This is a genomic window from Frondihabitans peucedani (genome assembly GCF_039537585.1).
GTDB classification, from domain to species: Bacteria; Actinomycetota; Actinomycetes; order Actinomycetales; family Microbacteriaceae; genus Frondihabitans; species Frondihabitans peucedani.
The window spans coordinates 81,412-99,534 of the sequence record NZ_BAABAU010000004.1 but is presented as its reverse complement, the minus strand read 5'-3'; the positions used below and the strand labels follow the sequence as shown (position 1 = coordinate 99,534).

General features: G+C 70.9%; 17 protein-coding genes and 1 tRNA gene. 12 read left to right on the top strand and 6 right to left on the bottom strand.

All coding sequences use genetic code 11. From position 1 onward, the window contains the following. From ABD733_RS13850 to ABD733_RS13835, 4 genes are all read left to right on the top strand, one after another. Positions 1-348, top strand: a complete 348-nt coding sequence (locus ABD733_RS13850; RefSeq protein ID WP_344797216.1) for a hypothetical protein — start codon at positions 1-3, stop codon at positions 346-348. 64 nt (positions 349-412) lie between these two features. After that, positions 413-1,123, top strand: a complete 711-nt coding sequence (locus ABD733_RS13845; protein ID WP_344797214.1) for a histidine phosphatase family protein — start codon at positions 413-415, stop codon at positions 1,121-1,123. Positions 1,124-1,132: 9 nt separating this feature from the next. Next, positions 1,133-1,702, top strand: a complete 570-nt coding sequence (locus tag ABD733_RS13840; RefSeq protein ID WP_344797212.1) for a DUF3090 domain-containing protein — start codon at positions 1,133-1,135, stop codon at positions 1,700-1,702. Further along, positions 1,702-2,487: an SCO1664 family protein gene (locus ABD733_RS13835; RefSeq protein ID WP_344797210.1), complete on the top strand. Its 786-nt coding sequence runs from the start codon at positions 1,702-1,704 to the stop codon at positions 2,485-2,487. The genes ABD733_RS13840 and ABD733_RS13835 overlap by 1 nt, the downstream gene beginning before the upstream one ends. Positions 2,488-2,617: 130 nt before the next feature. Here ABD733_RS13835 and ABD733_RS13830 read toward each other — a convergent pair whose 3' ends face one another. The 5 genes from ABD733_RS13830 to ABD733_RS13810 all read right to left on the bottom strand — a co-directional run bounded on the left by ABD733_RS13830 (position 2,618) and on the right by ABD733_RS13810 (position 9,504). Next, positions 2,618-4,711 (bottom strand): vWA domain-containing protein, encoded by a 2,094-nt coding sequence (locus ABD733_RS13830; protein ID WP_344797208.1) that lies wholly within the window; start codon positions 4,709-4,711, stop codon positions 2,618-2,620. Beyond that, entirely contained in the window at positions 4,704-6,119 is a 1,416-nt protein-coding gene (locus ABD733_RS13825; RefSeq protein ID WP_344797206.1) for a P-loop NTPase family protein, read from the bottom strand. Before ABD733_RS13825 ends, ABD733_RS13830 begins: the two co-directional genes overlap by 8 nt. Positions 6,120-6,203: 84 nt before the next feature. Then, positions 6,204-6,716 (bottom strand): DUF4303 domain-containing protein, encoded by a 513-nt coding sequence (locus ABD733_RS13820; RefSeq protein WP_344797204.1) that lies wholly within the window; start codon positions 6,714-6,716, stop codon positions 6,204-6,206. A gap of 97 nt (positions 6,717-6,813) precedes the next feature. Continuing rightward, positions 6,814-7,506 carry a nicotinamide riboside transporter PnuC gene (gene pnuC / locus ABD733_RS13815; RefSeq protein ID WP_344798006.1) on the bottom strand — a complete coding sequence of 231 codons (693 nt, stop codon included), beginning with the start codon at positions 7,504-7,506 and terminating at the stop codon, positions 6,814-6,816. Between the two features lie 933 nt (positions 7,507-8,439). Continuing rightward, complete coding sequence (locus ABD733_RS13810; RefSeq protein ID WP_344797202.1) at positions 8,440-9,504, bottom strand: EamA family transporter; 1,065 nt, start codon at positions 9,502-9,504, stop codon at positions 8,440-8,442. Positions 9,505-9,575: 71 nt separating this feature from the next. On the opposite strand from ABD733_RS13810, the gene ABD733_RS13805 reads away from it, so the two are divergent. The 8 genes from ABD733_RS13805 to ABD733_RS13770 all read left to right on the top strand — a co-directional run bounded on the left by ABD733_RS13805 (position 9,576) and on the right by ABD733_RS13770 (position 16,949). Beyond that, positions 9,576-10,478: a LysR family transcriptional regulator gene (locus ABD733_RS13805; RefSeq protein WP_344797200.1), complete on the top strand. Its 903-nt coding sequence runs from the start codon at positions 9,576-9,578 to the stop codon at positions 10,476-10,478. A gap of 103 nt (positions 10,479-10,581) precedes the next feature. Further along, complete coding sequence (locus ABD733_RS13800) at positions 10,582-11,991, top strand: LCP family protein (RefSeq protein ID WP_344797198.1); 1,410 nt, start codon at positions 10,582-10,584, stop codon at positions 11,989-11,991. A gap of 474 nt (positions 11,992-12,465) precedes the next feature. Then, positions 12,466-12,555 (top strand) — tRNA-Ser (locus tag ABD733_RS13795). A gap of 217 nt (positions 12,556-12,772) precedes the next feature. Next, the gene (locus ABD733_RS13790) at positions 12,773-13,669 is read left to right on the top strand and encodes a helix-turn-helix transcriptional regulator (protein WP_344797196.1); all 897 of its coding nucleotides are present in this window, start codon (positions 12,773-12,775) and stop codon (positions 13,667-13,669) included. A 208-nt stretch (positions 13,670-13,877) separates the two neighbouring features. Beyond that, a complete protein-coding gene (locus ABD733_RS13785) occupies positions 13,878-14,210 on the top strand; it encodes a carboxymuconolactone decarboxylase family protein (RefSeq protein WP_344797194.1) in 333 nt (110 codons plus the stop codon). Between the two features lie 12 nt (positions 14,211-14,222). Next, the gene (locus tag ABD733_RS13780) at positions 14,223-14,633 is read left to right on the top strand and encodes a (R)-mandelonitrile lyase (protein WP_344797192.1); all 411 of its coding nucleotides are present in this window, start codon (positions 14,223-14,225) and stop codon (positions 14,631-14,633) included. A 65-nt stretch (positions 14,634-14,698) separates the two neighbouring features. After that, positions 14,699-15,733 carry a zinc-binding dehydrogenase gene (locus ABD733_RS13775; RefSeq protein WP_344797190.1) on the top strand — a complete coding sequence of 345 codons (1,035 nt, stop codon included), beginning with the start codon at positions 14,699-14,701 and terminating at the stop codon, positions 15,731-15,733. 73 nt (positions 15,734-15,806) lie between these two features. After that, positions 15,807-16,949 carry an MFS transporter gene (locus ABD733_RS13770; RefSeq protein WP_344797188.1) on the top strand — a complete coding sequence of 381 codons (1,143 nt, stop codon included), beginning with the start codon at positions 15,807-15,809 and terminating at the stop codon, positions 16,947-16,949. Positions 16,950-17,102: 153 nt separating this feature from the next. On the opposite strand, the gene bla is transcribed toward ABD733_RS13770, so the two are convergent. Next, positions 17,103-18,116, bottom strand: coding sequence for a class A beta-lactamase (bla, locus tag ABD733_RS13765; RefSeq protein WP_344797185.1), 1,014 nt, complete (start codon positions 18,114-18,116; stop codon positions 17,103-17,105). Positions 18,117-18,123 lie beyond the last annotated feature (7 nt).

Sequence of the window (18,123 nt, the reverse complement as noted above, 5' to 3'; positions counted from 1 at the left end):
ATGAGCACCACGAGCGCCGAGGGCGCGACCCCGAGCGGCACCGGCCGCACCGTCCAGCTCCGCCGCTACGTGCTCGTCGACGGCCTGCTCGACGACTTCACCGCGTGGTGGCGGTCGCGCCTGGTCCCGGCGCGCCGGGCGTACGGCTTCGACATCGAGTTCTCGTACGCGCTGCCCGAGACGTCCGAGTTCGTCTGGGCCGTGAGCCTCCCGGGCGACGCCGACGCGTTCCGCGCCGTCGAGGCCGACTACCTGGCCTCCCCCGAGCGCGCGGCGGCCTTCGACGGCCAGCCGACCTGGACGACGTCGCAGGCGGTCGCGCTGGTGCGCGAGGTCCCGGCGGCCTAGCGACACCGACCGAGCGCCCGACCGACCGACCGGCACCAACCCGGTGCCGACGTAGGCTGGGTGCATGGCCACAGTCCTCCTCGTCCGACACGGCCGCACCACCGCCAATGCCTCCGGCACCCTGGCAGGCAGGACGCCGGGGGTGCGGCTCGACGAGGTCGGGCGTGCGCAGGCGCAGCGCACCGCCGAGCGGCTCGCCGCGGTGCCTCTGGTCGGGGTGGTCTCGAGCCCGCTGGAGCGCTGCCGGCAGACGGCGAGGGCGATCCTGCGCCTTCAGGCCTCCGAGCCGTCGACGCCCATCGAGCGCGCCATCACCGAGTGCGACTACGGCGACTGGCAGGGCCGCAAGCTGAGCGAGCTCGCTAAAGAGGACCTCTGGAAGGTCGTGCAGAACCAGCCGTCGGCGGCGGTCTTCCCCGGGGGCGAGTCGCTGCAGGCGATGCAGGCGCGGTCGGTGGCGGCCATCCGTCGGCTCGACGCTGCGTTCGAGGCCGAGCACGGTCCTCGCGCCGTCTGGGTCGCGGTCAGCCACGGCGACATCATCAAGTCGGTGCTCGCCGACGCGTACGGGATGCACCTCGACCTGTTCCAGCGCATCAGCGTCGGACCCGCGTCGGTGTCGATCGTGCACTACGGCGCTCAGCGGCCCGACGTCGTCTCCACCAACACCGACTCGGGCGATCTCTCGTGGCTGGCGGCCGCTCCTCCCGCTGCCGACGCCCCGGTCGGCGGAGGCGCCGGGAACCCTGAGACGCCCTCGACGGCGCGCTCGTAGGATAAGCGCATGCCCACCATCGTCCACGGCTTCGACTGGCCGGATCGAGTCGTCGTCGGCACCGTCGGCCAGCCCGGCCAGCGCTCCTTCTACCTCCAGGCGCGAGCCGGTTCGCGGCTCGTGAGCGTCGCGCTCGAGAAGGAGCAGTCGGCCCTCCTCGCCGAGAAGATCGAGGAGATCCTCGACCAGCTCATGTCGCAGGAGGGCAACCCGATCAGCGTGCCCTCGGCGACTCCGGTCGAGCTCGTCGACAACGACCCGCTGGAGCAGCCCGTCGAGCCCGAGTTCCGCACCGGCGCCCTCAGCCTCGGCTGGGATCCGACCACAGCTCAGGTCGTCATCGAGGCGTACCCGATCATCGAGGTCGACGAGGCCGACGCCGAGGAGTTCTTCGGCAGCGACGAGGCCATCGAGGTCGAGCCGCCGGAGGTGATGCTGGTCAGGATCCCCGTCGGCACCGCCCGGGCGTTCGCGAAGCGGACCCTCGAGGTGGTCGGGGCGGGCCGGCCGATCTGCCCCGTGTGCGGTTCGCCCATCGATCCTGAGGGCCACGTCCACTCGCAGCCCGACGACCTCTGATGCCTCCCGAGGTCGTCCCTGACGCCGAGGCCCTCGAGAATGCGCCGCTCGAGATCACGGGCAGGATCACGACGGCCTCCAACGCGACGTTCCTCGGCACCATCGGCGACGCGGTGGTCGTGTACAAGCCGAGCGCCGGCGAGAAGCCGCTCTGGGACTTCCCCGGCGGCGACCTGTCACTCCGCGAGGCCGCGGCGTACCTCGTGTCGGAGGCCTTCGGCTGGGATGTCGTCCCTCGCACCTGGCTCCGCGACGGACCGCTCGGCATCGGCATGGTGCAGCTCTTCCGAGAGCTCGACCCCGAGCAGGATCCCGTCGACCTGGTCCCCGCAGACGAGGTGCCGGACGAGGGCTTCCGCACCGTGTTCGACGGCGAGGACGAGTACGACCGGCCCGTGACACTCATCCACGAGGACTCCGCGGCGCTCCGACGCATGGCCGTCTTCGACGTCGTCGTGAACAACGCCGACCGGAAGGGTGCCCACATCCTGGCCATGCCGGGCGGCCACCGGCACGGCGTCGACCACGGCCTGACGTTTCACGTCGAGCACAAGCTCCGCACCGTGCTCTGGGGCTGGATCGGCGATGAGCTCAACGACGACGAGGTCGCCGGTGTCGCGCGGGTTCGCGCTGAGCTCGACGGGTCGCTCGGCGAGGCGCTCGGCGAGCTCCTGAGCGAGGGCGAGCTCGGGGCGTTCGCTGCGCGCTGCGACCGGCTGCTCGCGAAGCGGCGGTTCCCGGCCCCGCGCGGGCAGATGCCCGCGGTGCCCTGGCCGATCTTCTAGGGGCGGTTGCCGGGGACCCGAGATCGCCACAAAACCCTCGCGATCGGCTGGTGCGGTGGTCCTAGGACCACCGCGGCGGCCGATCGCGAGGGTTTAGCGGCAGGCGTGAGGGGCCGACGGCGCGGCCGCGCTAGTACCAGCCGCGACCGAACATGCCGTCGAAGTCGCCGCCGGCCGAGAAGCCGCCGGAGTCGAAGCCGCCGAAACCGCCAGCACCGAAGCCTCCACCGCCGGCCTGCCGCGAACCGAGGTACGACCCGACCACGGCAGCGCCGAGGTCGTCGGCCTCCGGTGCCACGACGGTGCCGTCCACCCGCCTCGCCATCGCGTCGATGAAGCGCGCGAGGCCAGGATCGTCGCCGAGGCGGAAGAGCGTCGTGTGGGCTCCCAGCCGCCTCGAGTTGTCGAGCTCGCGCACGGCGTAGGCGACGGTCAGCGGGTCGGGCGGGTAGTTGAAGTACACGTCGCCGCCCGGCTCGAGGTGGGACGTGGGCTCGCCGTCGGTGACGATGAGCAGGACCGGCTGCATGTTGGGGTGCTTCCGGAAGTGGCGGTTCGCGAGCAGGAGCGCGTGGTGGAGGTTCGTGCCCTTGTCCCACTGCGCGTCGAGGCCGACGAGCTGCTCGATGTCCATGACCTCAGCGTGCCGGCCGAAGCCGATGAGCTGGAGCTCGTCGCCCCGGAACCGGCTCGTGATGAGAGTGTGCAGCGCGAGGGCGGTGCGCTTCATCGGCACCCAGCGGTTCTCCATCGCCATCGAGAACGACGTGTCGACGAGGAGGGCGACACAGGCCTGGGTGCGAGCCTCCGTCTCCTGGACCTCGACGTCGCCGATCTCGATGCGGACACCGGCGCCCGAGCCGCCACCCGACGTGCGGCCGGCGGCGGTGCGGGTGATGGCGTTCGTGATGGTGCGGGTGACGTCCCACGGCTCGGTGTCGCCGAACGCCCACTCGCGGGTCGCCCCGGAGCGCTCGCCCGCGGCGCCGGCCTGACGGATGTCGCGGTTGCCCTGACGGCCGGACAGCGACGACGCGACGTCGCGGAGGAGGGCCTTGCCGAGCTCGCGCATGGCCTTCGGCGTGAGCTTGAGGCTGCCGTCGCTGCCGCGCTTCATCGTGCCGGAGTCGCGCAGCGCCTTCTCGAGCTGCTGCAGGGTCCGGGCATCGACGGCGGCCTCGCCGCCGAGCTGCTTCGTGAGCTTCTCGAGGTCGAGGTCGTCGAGCTGGCTGCCGTTGTGCGACTGGGCGAGCTGCTCGGCGAGGGCGTCGAGGTCGGCGATGTCTTGGAAGACGCCGGTCCCGTCGCCGAGGCCGAGGCCCTGCTCGCCGTCCATCGACTCCGAGCCTCCCCAATCCTCCCCGGGCCGGAGGGCCTGGAGGTTCTCGTCGAGCTGCGCAAGGGAGTCCATCAGGGCGGGGGAGCCGAAGGCCTGCTGGGCGAGTGCGTCGAGTTCGTCGCGCTGCTCCTGCGTCATCGAGTTGCGCATCCGCTGGGCCGCAGCGGCTCGCGCCGCCAGAGCGTCGAGCAGTTCGTCGATGTTCTGGGGTCCTTCGGGGAAGAAGTCGCCGTGCTTCTCCATGAAGTCGTCGAAGTCCTCCGCCGAGTCGGTCCCGGCACGGTGGGCCTCGAGGAGCTCGTTGAGGTCGCCGAGCATCGCGTCGATCGCCTCCCGGTCGGCATCGGACGCGTTCTCGAGCGCGTTCTTCATGCCGGCGAACCGCTGGTCGAGCATCTCGCGGCCGAGCAGGTCTTTGATCTTCTCGAAGTCGGCCTTCGCGGCGGGGCTCTGCCAGGCGTAGTCGGAGAGCTCGTTCACGGCCGCGGCGGGGCTCGGCGGCAGGCTGTCGAGCTGCATCTCGGCGAGGGCGCGGTCGCCGTCGTCCATCAGCGCGTCGCGGGCGAGCTGCTTGCGCTCCTCGAGGACGGCGTGGTCGAGCAGCTCGCGGATCTCGTTGAGAGTGCCGTCGAGGTTGTGCTTCTGCGCCAGTTCGCGGCGCTTCTCGGCGACGCGCCGGGCGAGGTCGTCGAGGCCGTTCTGATCGCGGCCGCCGCGCCGCAGGAACTCCCGCAGCGCGCGCTCGGGGGAGTAGCCGGCCATGACGTCCTGGCCGATGGCGTCCATGGCCTCCCGCACGTCGACGGGCGGCGCCAGGGGATCGGGGCCTCCGGTGTACCTGCCGTAGCGCGAGTCGCGCGTCAGGCGGCGGTTCGATCTAGCCATAGATGGCCTGCCCGCCGCCGGACTCCTTGCTCAGACGCCGTGCGAGGTAGAGGCCCTCGAGAGCGAGCTCGACGGCGCCGGCGCGCTCGCCGTCGCTCGTCGCGCCCAGCCGCTCGCAGACCTCGTCGTACAGCTCGGACTCGCCGAGCGACGGGAGCCCGGCGAGGAAGTCGCGGGCGGTCACCTGCTCGCCGGTGGTCACCATCACGCCGCCCTCGAGAGCGTCGACCAGGATGCCGAAGTCGATGCCCCGGAAGTGCGCGCGCACGGTCTCGGCGGTCGCGGTCCGGAGGAGGTGGTCGAGGATGTCGTCGGCGCGGTCCTCCTCGCCCGACTCGAACTCGATCTTGCCGCCGAGCACGTCGACCGCCGTCTCGAGGTCGATGGGGCGGGCGACTGCCTGCTCCTCGCCCTGCCGGGTGGCGCGGTGGATGGCCGCCGCCGCGATGGTCTCGGCTCCGGCGATCGCGAAGCGGGCACTGACGCCCGAGCGCTGGTCGACCGCGCTCGACTCGCGGAGCCCGCGGGTGAAGCGCGCCAGGATCTCGATCAGGTGGTCGGGGACCTCCGCGACCAGCTCCGCCTCCTGGCGGATCACGGCGATCTCGTCGGCCAGCTCGGTCGGGTAGTGCGTGCGGATCTCGGCGCCGAAGCGGTCTTTCAGCGGCGTGATGATGCGGCCGCGGTTCGTATAGTCTTCCGGGTTCGCCGAGGCCACGACCAGCACGTCGAGCGGCAGCCGCAGGACGTACCCGCGGATCTGGATGTCGCGCTCCTCCATCACGTTGAGCATCGCGACCTGGATGCGCTCGGCGAGGTCGGGCAGCTCGTTGATCGCGACGATGCCGCGGTGGCTGCGGGGGATCAGGCCGAAGTGGATGGTCTCGGGGTCGCCCAGGCTGCGGCCCTCGGCGACCTTCATCGGGTCGACGTCGCCGATGAGGTCGGCGACGCTCGTGTCGGGCGTGGCCAGCTTCTCGACGTAGCGCTCGTCGCGGTGGCGCCAGGATACCGGCAGGATGTCGCCCTGCTCGGCCGCGAGGCGACGGCTCTCGCTGGTGATCGGCTCGTACGGGTGCTCGCCGAGCTCGGACCCCTCGATGACGGGAGACCACTCGTCGAGCAGGCCGGAGAGGGTGCGGAGCAGGCGGGTCTTGCCCTGGCCGCGCTCGCCCAGCAGGACGATGTCGTGGCCGGCGATGAGGGCGCGCTCGAGCTGGGGGATGACGGTGGTCTCGAAGCCGTGGAGGCCGGGCCACGGGTCGCGGCCCTCGCGGAGGGCGGTGAGGAGGTTGTCGCGGATCTCTTGGCGCAGCGTCTTCTGGACGTGCCCCGCAGCGCGGAGCTCGCCGACGGTTGCTTCTGTTGGGCGGTTCACCGGTGCCACGCTACGCCTGGGGTGCGACATCGACGCCGACTCTCGCCGTGTTCGCGGCGGGCGTGCAGCCAGCCGCCCGCGCAGCGGCAGCCGGCCCGCCGCGCAGCGGCAGCCCTACGCCTCGAGCCACTCCTCGTACGCCTCGACGATGTCGGCGGGGTTCAACCGGCCCATCCACTCGGCGTCGCGCTCGTCGTGCTCGTCGTCGCTGAGGCGGAACATCACGACGACCTCCGGGTGCGACTGGAACTCGCCCTCCTCGCGGAGCCGCTCGAGCGCATCGACCGCGGCGTCGAAGACGACGGCCCGGTCTTCGGCGGGCTCCTCGGCGCGGAACGACTCGAGGAGAGCCTCGTTGATGTCGTCGAAGAACCACGAGCCGATGTCTTCGAGGTCCCATTCGGCAGGGGTCCAGCGCACGACGTCGGCCACCTCCGCGTCGTCCTCGTCGAGCCGCTCGAGGTTCTCCGGCGTGTTCGCCGAGCAGAGCAGTGTCATCGCCGACTCGTCGGAGTACAGGGCGAAGCCGGCGAACGCGGTGCCGGGCCGGTCGGCGCAGAGCTCGCGCCAGGTGCTCCGGGCGGCGTCGGCGATCGAGGTGGCGAGCTGCTCGCGGGTGAGATCCATCGCCCCAGTATGGCGAGGGCGGGGCGGCAGCGGGCTGAGTGGCTTCGGCCTGTGGAGAGTGCCGAGCGGCCCGCAGCCTGTGGAGGGTGCCGCAGGATCAGCGCGGGGCGACCACCTGAGGGACGGCCGGCTCCGGGGCCACCAGCACCGGCGTGATCCTGCGGGTGCGGGCCCACACGAAGAAGCCGGTCAGCGTGAACGCCCCGTAGAAGATGTACATGAACGCGGAGGCGAAGTAGCCCGCGCTCAGCAGCAGGGGCACTCCGACGATGTCGACGGCGACCCAGATGAGCCAGAACTCCACCCAGCCCTTCGCCATGCCGTAGGTCGCGAGGAGGGAGCCCATGAAGATCCAGGCGTCGGCCCAGACGGGCGCGTACGAGCCGAGAGCGGTGAAGACCGGGGTCAGGATCGCGGTCCCGCCGACGAGGGCGACCACGAGCAGGATCCGGGACCGCGCACCGGCCCAGCGGGGGTCGACCGCAGCGCTGCCGCCGTCCTTCGCGCGCTTCCAGGCGTACCAGCCGTAGATCGACACGACGATGAACATGATCTGGCGCCCGGCCTGACCGAGGAGGTTGACCGGGTTCGGGGTGTCGAAGACGGCACCGAGGAAGACGGTGAACAGCAGCGCGTTTCCGGCGATGCCGATGGGCCAGGCCCAGACGCGGCGGCGCATCCCGCCGAGGGCGCTGACGAGGCCGAACAGGTTGCCGATCACCTCCCGCCAGAGGACCGTCTGGTTGCCGACCGTGAAGGTCGCGTCGAAAAGCCACGTGATCGCGTGCATCGTCGTCTCTCCTGCTGCAGCTTCTTCCATCCAGACTCTCGCCGTATCGGCCACGGACGTGGTCGACAGGGCACTGTCGGCACCGGAGTCGCCGGACCCTCTCGGGCCCCGCTGACCGGTTCGGCCCCGTGATCGCACGGGGTTCGCGGGCTGTCACCGCCGGTACGGAATCTCACCGTCCCTGAAGCTGCTGCGTAGAACCACTGTCGCAGCACGCGCATTCCCTGTCGACGGCAGCGTCACACACGGTCACGAGGCCTAGGCTGCTGGCGTGTTGGACGACGAGGATCGGCGCTCTCTCGAGCTCACGGCGTACGGCGGGACCGCCTCCCCGGCCGAGAGCGCCGCGGCCCGGCGCGCCCTCGAGCTGGACGACGCGGAGGCCGCCCGGAGCGCCGCGAGCGGCCCGAGCGCGGCGAGCGGCCCGAGCGCGGCGAGCGGCGGGGCCGACGCCGGCGCTCCCGCCGAGCCGGCCCCGGGCAGCGCGGCCGCAGGCACCAACGCAGGCGCCACCGCAGTCGCTCCCGCAGGCATCACCTCCGACGCCTCTGCCCCGCACAGGACCGCGCCCACCCGCCGCTCCGCCTTCGTCGCCTGCCTCGCGGGCGCCGTCGCGGTGGGCCTCGTCGGCGGCGTCCTGATCGACCGCGCCGTCCGCCCCTCGGTCACGGTCGTCGAGCCCGCGTCGCTCGCCACCGCGACTGCCACCCCGGGGTCGTCGCGCTTCGACAGCGACCCCTCGGTCGTCGCGTCGTCGCGCGAGAAGATCCTCGCCGCCGAGGTGCTCCTGGCCGAGACGCCGACGGCCGACGACAGGTACCCGGTGACCCTCGGAGCGAACGTCACCTACGTGCCGTCGTCGACCCGGCTCGTGGCCACGACGCCGTCGAAGACCCGCGTCTGGATCGCGCACGAGGCCGGCGCGAGCAGCGGCTACTGCCTGCTGTCGCTCGATCCTGCGCCGAAGGCCGGCGAGGGGCTCGCGCTGGCCTCCTGCTCCCTGCCCGACGAGTTCGTGGCGACGGGGGTGTCTCTGTCGGCCAACGGGTACGACGTCACCTGGAAGGGCGGTCGGGTGACCGTGGCGCTCGGCAACTGACCGGCCGGGCGCCGCCGCCGGCTCGCGACGAGCACGCCGCCGATCACGAGGGCGCCGCCCGCGAGCTCGACGATGTCGGGGACCTCGCCGAACGCCAGCCACGACGCCAGGACGCCGATCACCGGGACGAGCATCGAGAACGGCGCCACCGTGCCCGACGGGTAGGTGGCGAGCAGCCGGTTCCACAGGCCGTAGCCGACGATCGTCGCGATCAGCACCACGTAGAGCAGTCCGAGATCGGCCGGCAGCGCGTCCGGCGTGAAGACGGTCGACAGCGACCGCGCGATGCGGGGCGGCCCCTCGACGAGCAGCGACAGGGCGAGCAGGGGGAGCGGCGGCACGACCGACATCCACAGCGTGAGGTGCAGCGGATTCGGCGTCGGCGCGCCTCGGCCGGCCGCACGGCTCGAGGCCGCTCGCGACGCGACGTTGCCGAGGGCCCAGCCGAGGGCGCCGAAGAGCACCAGGGCGACCGGCAGGATCGCCGACACCTGCGCCCGGTGCACGGCGATCGTCGCGAGTCCGGCGACGGCGATCCCGATCCCGACCGCCTGACGCCCCGAGATGCGCTCGCGGAGAGCCACCGCGGCGATCAGCACCGTGAACGGCGCCGAGGCCTGGAGCACGATCGACGCCAGGCCGCTCGAGACTCCCGCCGACATGCCCAGGTAGAGGAACGCGAACTGCAGGATCCCGAGGCCGGCACCGATCGCGAGGAGCCACCGCACCGGGATGGTCGGCCTCGGCACGAACAGGATCGTCGGGACGGCCAGCAGGCCGAACCGGACGGCGACCATGAGGAACGGCGGGAAGTGGCCGAGCGCCAGTTCGGTCGCCGGGAAGTTGATTCCCCAGAGCACGGCGACGAGGGCGGCGAGGAGGCGGTCCCGGGATGACATGGCTCCAGCGTCCCGCAGATCCTCGTGAAGGAGAAGCGCAGAGTCGTGCATCGACTGTGTAGGGTGCCTTCATGGACGTCGCCGCGCTCTCGATCCTGCGTGAACTCGGAGAGCGGGGGAGCGTGACCGCCGTCGCCCGCGCGACGCACCGGTCGCCGAGCGCCATATCGCAGCAGCTCAAGACCCTGCAGCGCCAGCTGGGCGCCGAGCTCGTGCGGCGGGTGGGCCGCGGCGTGGAGCTCACCGACGCCGGACGCGCCCTCGCCGCGAGCTCGGTGCGGATCGACACCGCGATCGCGGAGGCCGAGACCACCTGGCGCGCCTTCCAGGGCGGCCTCTCGGGCCGGGTCGAGGTCGCGCTGTTCGCCTCCGCGGCCGAGCTGCTGGTGCCGGGGCTCCTCGACCGCATGGCCGCCTACCCGGACGTCGAGCTGCACCTGGTCGACCTCGACGTCGGGCAGGAGGAGTTCGCGCCGCGGACAGCCGACCACGACCTCGTGGTCGGGCACCGCTCCGACGAGGTCACCTCGGCGCAGTCGGCGGGCCTCGTGGTCGTGCCGCTCCTCCGCGAGCCGCTCGACGTCGCTCTGCCGCTCGACCACCGCCTGGCGGCCCTGCCCACGGTCACGGTGGCCGACGTCATCGGCGAGCCCTGGGTCGGGGTGCCCGAGGGGTACCCGCTCGACCGGGTGCTCCGCACCATGTCGCTCCAGTCGGACGTCCGCGCCGAGGTCGTCCACCGCACGGTCCACCTGCCCCTCATCGAGAACCTCGTCGCCACCGGGCACGGCGTCGCGCTGCTGCCGCGCACATCGTCGTCGCAGCGGGCGCCCGGGAGGTTCCTGCTGAAGCCCCTGTCCGACATGAGGGCGGGGCGCAGGATCGAGGCCCTCCTGCGTCCCGAGCGCGCCGCCCGAGGGGTCGTCCGGCTCGCCCTCGACGCGCTGGTCGCGGAGGCCGGCGCTCCCCGCTGACACCCTGGCCGAAGGGGCATCCGCCGGTGCTCCCGCTTCCGGGTCGGCGCGCCTCGTAAGCTCGGAGTGCCGTCCTCCCCGACACCCGCGTGAAAGGACCCGTGTGAGCGACTTCACCGACCGCCCCGCCGAGATCCCCTCCGACCCGTCCGGCCCCTCCCGCCGCAGCCCTCGACGCGCCGCGCGGTCCGATCGAGCCGGTCGTGCCGCTCGCCCGACCGACCCGGGGATCGCCCGCCACGGCCGCCTGCCGAAGCGCGGACCGGTCGGCCTCGTCGTGCGGACGATCGCCGTGGCGCTCGCCGTCGTCCTCGTCAGCGGCGTCTCGGTGGGCGCGATCGCTCTCGGGCAGATCCGCTCCGACCTCGGCACCGGCGTCACGCTGGCGGGAGAGAAGACGGAGCCCGCGATCCAGCAGGGCACCGGCATCGGCGCCTACGCGGGCGGCTTCAACATCCTCATCGTCGGCACGGACAACGACGCGAAGCAGAGCACGAAGGAGTTCGGGCACCGCACCGCCACCCTCAACGACGTCAACATCCTGCTCCACGTCTCGGCCGACCACACGAACGCGACGGCCGTGAGCATCCCGCGCGACCTGGTCGTCCCGATCCCGTCCTGCGCGAGGGAGGACGGCAAGGGCTACTACAGCGCGATGTCGGCTCAGCCGATCAACAACGCCTACTCGTACGGCGGACTCAACTGCGTCGTGCAGACCGTCAAGCAGCTCACCGGTCTCGACGTGCCGTTCGCCGGGCTCATCTCGTTCAACGGCGTCATCGAGATGACCAACGCCATCGGCGGCGTGCCGGTCTGCGTCAACAAGCCGATCCACGATCCCTACACCGACCTCGACCTCGGTGCCGGCACGACGATCCTGCAGGGCGCCCAGGCGCTCGCGTTCCTCCGGACCCGCCACGGCGTCGGCGACGGCTCCGACCTCGGCCGCATCTCGAGCCAGCAGGTCTACCTCTCGTCGATGCTCCGGACCATCAAGTCGGGCGGCGTGCTCCAGAGCCCCGCGAAGCTCTACAAGCTGGCTCGAGCGGCGGCCAGCAACATGACCCTGTCGAACAGCCTCAACAACACCTCCACGATGATCGAGATCGGCTCCGCGCTCAAAGACCTGCCCCTGCAGAACGTCAACTTCGTGCAGTACCCGGGGTCGACCGGCGGCACGGGCGTGTACGAGGGCAAGGTCCAGCCCGACGTGGCGACCGCCAGCGAGCTCTTCGACGCGATCCGCGCCGACAAGCCGTTCACGATCCCGGCGGGCAGCACCGGCATCGGGTCCGAGAGCACGGGTTCAGCCGGCGCAGGATCAGGTGGCAGCACCCCGGCCGCGACGTCGCCGGCGGCCCCGGCGTCCTCGGCCCCCGCCGCTCCTGCCTCTGCGCCGGCTTCGACGAGCCCGGCCACCCCCGCGTCCTCGGCCCCCGCCAGCTCGACGATCTCCGGCCTGACCGGCCAGACCGCCGCCGACCAGACCTGCTCGGTGGCCTACAAGTTCTAGCCTGGTGCTCTCGGGGCGCGCGATGCCGGCACGCGCGTCCGGGAACGACAAAGGGCCGCCCCGCGAGTAACCAGCTCTCGGGGCGGCCCAGGTGTCACTCGACCGCTCAGGGGAACGGGAGTGGAACCCTGCGAGACCGGGATCAGGGGTGTTCGGTCCCGCAGGGGGCTGTGTCGGCTACGGTGCGCGACGGACATTCCGTTTCCGGTGGCCCCTGGAGAGTTTCGGGCCTTCCAGGGACTTCGGGTTTCACCGGGTGGAACGGGCTGTGGTTAGAACTCTATGGGTCCGCCTAAATGCGGACAAGGGGACAGTTCCACCCAGATCGGGGGGCATTTTGCGGGGCTTAAGGAGGACACGATGGGGGACGGATGCCGTATTCGGCCCGTGACCGAGCCTGCCGTGGCCGCCGAATGGGTCGGGGGCGATCCAGCCGGTATAGTGGTGGCCGTGTGCTCGCCAGTCGAGCACTCAGGAGCTGTCGCATAGTCCGGTCGAGTGCACCACCCTGCTAAGGTGGAGTGCCCTTTTTGGGCACCGTGGGTTCAAATCCCACCGGCTCCGCAGAAGGATCGTCGACGTCTGCCATCGTGAATGATGCCGCGTCTCGACCCCGGCCGAAAAGCCCCCGGTTCTCACCGGGGGCTTTCGCTTGTTCTAGGTGACTTCGGCCCGCCACGCTCGGTGGACGAGGTGAAGGAGCTGGGCCGCCGACCGGTGGGCAGATCCGTTCCCTGTCAGGGCGTGCCTCGCGACGAGGATCGGTCATAGTGTCGGACTCGTGGACAACAAACAGGACGTTCGCGAATTTCTGATGTCGCGGCGAGCACGACTCACCCCCGAGCAGGCCGGCCTTGCTGCGGGTGGGCGGCGTCGCGTGGAAGGGCTCCGCCGTGGTGAAGTCGCCACGCTTGCCGGGGTGAGTGTCGAGTACTACTCCCGGTTGGAGCGCGGCATGATCGCCGGAGCATCCTCCAGTGTCCTCGAGGCCGTCGCTCGCGCTCTGCAGCTGTCCGATCCGGAACGGAGCCACCTCTTCGACCTGGCGCGCGCCGCGGACGGAGACAGTCTTGCTGCCCGTCCACGCGGACGCCGAGGCGCTCATCAGGTGCAGCGTCAGAGCCTGCAGCAGGTGTTGTCGGTCATCACGGACGGGATCGCTGTGGTCCGCGATCAGCGGCAGAACATCCTGGCGACGAATGCCCTGGCTCGGGCGTTCTACACGTCTGTCATCGGTGACGGGTCGGGGATGCCGAATCTGGCCCGATTCCAGTTCCTGGACCCGGAGTCCCGCAATTTCTACCCCGACTGGGAGCTGTTCGCGGGCATGTGCGTCGCGGTCATGCGAGCGGATGCGGGAAGGGACCCTCACGACCGGGAGATGCAGGACCTCGTCGGGGAGCTGTCCACGCGCAGTGACACGTTCCGTCGGCTCTGGGGTGCCCACGACGTCCGATCGCACGGCTCGGGGACGAAGCGGTTCCACCACCCCGATGTCGGGGAGCTGATCCTCTCGTACGAAGAGCTCGTCATCACGGCGGACCCCGGCCTGGTGCTCATGGTGTACACGGCCGAGCCCCGTTCCACCTCCGCGGAGCGCCTGCGGCTGCTCGCGTCGTGGAATGCCCCGATGCACGCCTCCGAGACCGCTGAGGGTCGAGAGTCGTCGCCACGGTAGTGCGACACCGCTCGGGCTGTCCGCTGCTTCCCGGGTGGGCCCGTCGGTGGCGCCTCTCACGAGGATGCGAGCAACGGTTCCAGGTCCGCTGCCCTGTGGGGTGCCCTGTCGGTACACGTCACAGCAGGGCATTCCTTTCCGTTCCCGGCCCGCGTTGGCTGGGTGGTGAGCCCCGGTCGTGGGGCTGCCCAAGGAGAAGGAGAGCGTCATGCCCGAACAGAAGAAGCAGGTCGGTGGCGGTCGCGCCATGTTCGGCGACTTCGCCCCCAAGATGGCCGCCCTCACCGACGACGTCCTCTTCGAAGATGTCTGGAACCGCCCCGAGCTCTCCGCCCGCGACCGCAGCCTCGTCACCGTCGCGGTCCTGACCGCGCAGGGCAACACGGAGCAGCTGGGCTTTCACCTCGGCCGCGCCGTCGAGAACGGCGTCACCCAGGAAGAACTCATCGAGGCGATCACCCACGTGATGCTCTACTCCGGCTGGCCGCGCGGCATGGCCGCGATGGGCGTCGCGAAAAACCTCTTCACCGACGACAAGTAAGGAACCGCCCTCATGCAGATCCAGCCGCAGAAACCCACCAGCCTGAACCCGGAAGAGCAGTTCCCCGGGCAGGTGTGGGTCGATCCGATCGTGGCACCGCAGACCGACGACCAGCGAGTGACCGTAGCGAAGGTGCGGTTCGCGCCCGGTGCCCGGACGGCGTGGCACCACCACGCCCGCGGCCAGTTCCTGCACGTCACCGAGGGCATCGCCCGGTTCGGCACCCGTGACGGACACGTCGTCGACGTTCACCCCGGGCAGACCATCTCGATCGCCCCCGGGGAAGAGCACTTCCACGCCGCCAGCCAGGGCAGCTTCATGGAGCACATCGCGATCCTCGAAGCCGCCGATGACCCGAGCCAGACCACCACGTGGCTCGAGCAGATCACCGACGACGACTACAACGGCACCCCCACCGCCTGAGCGCCGGCCCCGCCAGAACAGACCCCGCAACCGCGTCACCAGCGTAACGATCGAAAGAAGCAGCGATGAAAGCCACCCTCATGTTCAAGTCCGGCGACGTCCGCGTCGTCGAGGTCCCCGACCCCGTCATCCAGCACCCCACGGAAGCGCTCATCCGCGTCACCTACGCGTGCGTCTGCGGGTCGGACCTGCACCCCTACCACGACCTCGAGGACACCCCCGAGGGTCGCCGAATGGGCCACGAAGCGATCGGCGTCGTCGAAGAGGTCGGCGACGACGTACGCACCCTCTCCGTGGGTGACACTGTCATCGTCCCGTTCGCCTGGTCGGACGGGACCTGCGCCTTCTGCCAGGACGGCATCACCACCTCCTGCATCCACGGTGGGTTCTTCGACGGCGCCCCCTCCGCCACCCAGGCCGAGAAGCTGATCGTCCCCGAAGCCGACGGCACCGCCGTCACGATCCCTGCCGGCACAGACGAGTCCTACATGCCGTCCCTGCTGACCCTGTCCGACGTGTACCTGACCGGCTACCACGCTGCCATCCGCGGCGACGTCGGGCCCGGGAAGATCGTGACCGTCATCGGTGACGGTGCCGTCGGCCTCTCGGCCGTCCTGGCGTCGAAGCAGCTCGGCGCCGAGACCATCATCCTGATGGGCCGCCACACCGACCGCACCGACCTCGGCCGCGACTTCGGCGCCACCCACGTCGTCGCCGAGCGCGGCGACGAGGGTGTTGCCAAGGTGATGGACATCACCGGGGGAGAGGGCTCGCACGTCGTCCTCGAAGCCGTCGGGCACATGCCCGCCTACGACCAGGCCGTCGGCATCGTCCGCCCCGGAGGAACCATCAGCCGCGTCGGAGTGCCCCAGTACGAAGAAGCCGCCGTCGGGATGAGTTCCCTGTTCGGGAAGAACGCCACTCTCACCGGTGGCCCTGCGACCGTCCGCGCCTACCTCGAGGCTGCTATCCCGCAGGTCCTTCACGGCACCATCGACCCCGGCCGCGTGTTCGACCGCGAGATGCCCCTCGACCAGATCTCCGATGCCTACAAGCTGATGGACGACCGCGAGGCCCTCAAAGTCCTCATCCGCCCCTAGCAACGGGACAGAATTGACATCCTCGATACCGGCCCGGGCCCCCTCGGCCGCCACATCGGCGACCCGGGAACGGATGCCTTGGCTCCCGCTGATCTCGTTGGCGGCCATCGGGTTCGTTCTGCTTTCTGCAGAGACCATGCCCGCCGGCCTGCTGCCCGTCATGGCGCACGACCTCGGTGTCGACGAAGGGATCATCGGACAGTTCATCAGCGTCTGGGCATTGGGAACGGTCGTGGTCACCGTTCCTGCGATCACCTACACGCAGGGGTTCCGTCGGAAACCGCTCCTACTCGGAGCACTCGCGGGGCTCGTCCTTGCCAACGCCGTCACCGCGGTGTCCTCTGACGTCGTCATCTCGCTGGTCTCCCGGTTCGTCGGCGGCGCCTTCACCGGGATCCTGTGGGGCATGCTCGCCGCCTACGGACGCCGCATCAGCCCGGCCAACCGTGGCGGTCTCGCGTTGGCGGTCGTCGCCACGGGGGCGCCGGTCGGGTTCGCCCTCGGCACACCGCTCGGTTCCTTTGTCGGCGGCGTTTTTGACTGGCGCTGGTCGTTCGCTGGACTGTCCGCCCTGGGGATCGTCCTCGTCGGTGTTGTTGCGGTCGTTGTGCCCGGACTGCCAGGGCAACTGTCCACGCACCGGCAACCCCTGAGAAGGGTGTTCCTGCTGCCGGGCATCCCGATCGTGCTCCTGGTGATCTTCGTCTGGATGGTGGGCCACAACACCATCTACACCTACATCGCCCCGTTTCTCCGAGACAGCGGCAGCGGCCTCACCCCGGACCTCGTGCTCCTCGTCTACGGGGTCGCCTCGATCGGCGGTGTCATCGTCACCGCCCTCGTGATCGACCACCACCCCCGGCTGCTGCTGCAAGCGAGCATCGCCGCCTTCATAATCGCGGCCGCCGTGCTTGTCGCCGAGCACGCGTCCCCGGTCGCGGTCCTACTTGCGGCCGGGCTCTGGGGGCTGGCATTCGGGGGCGCCTCACCGCAGCTCCAGAGCGCCCTGTCGATCGCGGGCGGCGCTCAGTCCGACCTGGCCAACGCATTCCTCCCGGTCGCGTTCAACCTCGCCATCTTCGCCGCCGGCGTGGTCGGTGCCGTGCTCCTCGGCCTTTCAGGCGGGCTGATCCTCGGCGTCTTCATGGGGGTTCTCGGTGCGATCGCGTTCGTCCTCACCGTCGTCGGCCGGACGACCTTCTCAGCGCGAGGCTGACCCGGGTCTCGTCTCTCTCGAGAACGCGTCGAACGTGGCAGGGCACGGTCCGAGGGGCGATCGGACGCAGCGCTCACTCCCCGACGACCGCGGGGCCCGCCGTCGCTGCCGGTGCCGCTCGTCCCGCAGCGCTGGCGGACGCCCCTGCGAGCCTCACCGGGTGGTCGGAAGCGCCTCCACCAGCGCCCGCGTCGCGTCGGCGAGCAGGGCGTCCTGGGACGCGGCATCCTGCGTGGTCCGCGTCGAGAACAGGACGATGACGAGAGGCGATCCTGCGGGCGGCGTCACGAGGGCGATGTCGTTCCGGACTCCGTACGACGCGCTGCCGGTCTTGTCGGCGACGCTCCAGCCGGTCGGGACGCCGGATCGGATGTACGGTGCGCCGGTCGTGTTCGCGGTCATCAGCGAGACGAGCAGCCTCCGGCGGGAGTCCGGCAGGACGGTGCGAGTCGTGACCGCTCGGAGGTCGCGGGCGAAGGCCTGCGGTGTCGTGGTGTCGCGAGTGTCGCCGGGGACCGCCGTGTTGAGGCTCGGCTCGTCGCGGTCGACAGAGGTCGTGCTGTCGCCGAGGGTGCGGAGGAACGCCTGCACGCCGGCCGCGCCGCCCGCCCGCTCCATCAGCAGGTTCGCCGCCGTGTTGTCGCTGTATCGGAGAGCCGCGTCGAGGAGGGCACGGACGGTCATCCCCGAGTCGACGTGCTGCGAGGTGACCGGGGCGTAGGCGAGGAGATCCGTCCGGTCATAGCGGACAACCTCGGCGAGGCCGGCATCGGAGATCCTGCTCAGGACCGCGGCGGCGATGAACACCTTGTCGGTCGACGCGAACGCGAAGCGCTCGTCGGACCGGTGGCCGAGCAGGGCCCGATCGCGGGACGGGGCGGCGTCCGACGGGCCCGCGTCCAGCACCGCGACGCCGAGCCGGGCTCCGTACCGCGCTTCGAGCCCCCTCAGGGAGGCGTCGAGCCGCTGGCGGGCAGCGGTCGAGACTCCGGCGGGGGAGGGCCGCGACGTCGACGTCGACGTCGACGTCGTCGAACTCGACGGAGCGGCCGTGAGCCGCGGCTCCGACGCCGTGGGCCCCGATCCTGCCGTGCATCCCGCGAGCAGGAGGGCCACGGCCGCCGTCGAGGTCGCAACGGCCGCGAGCAGAGGAGGACGACGAGCCATGCGACCA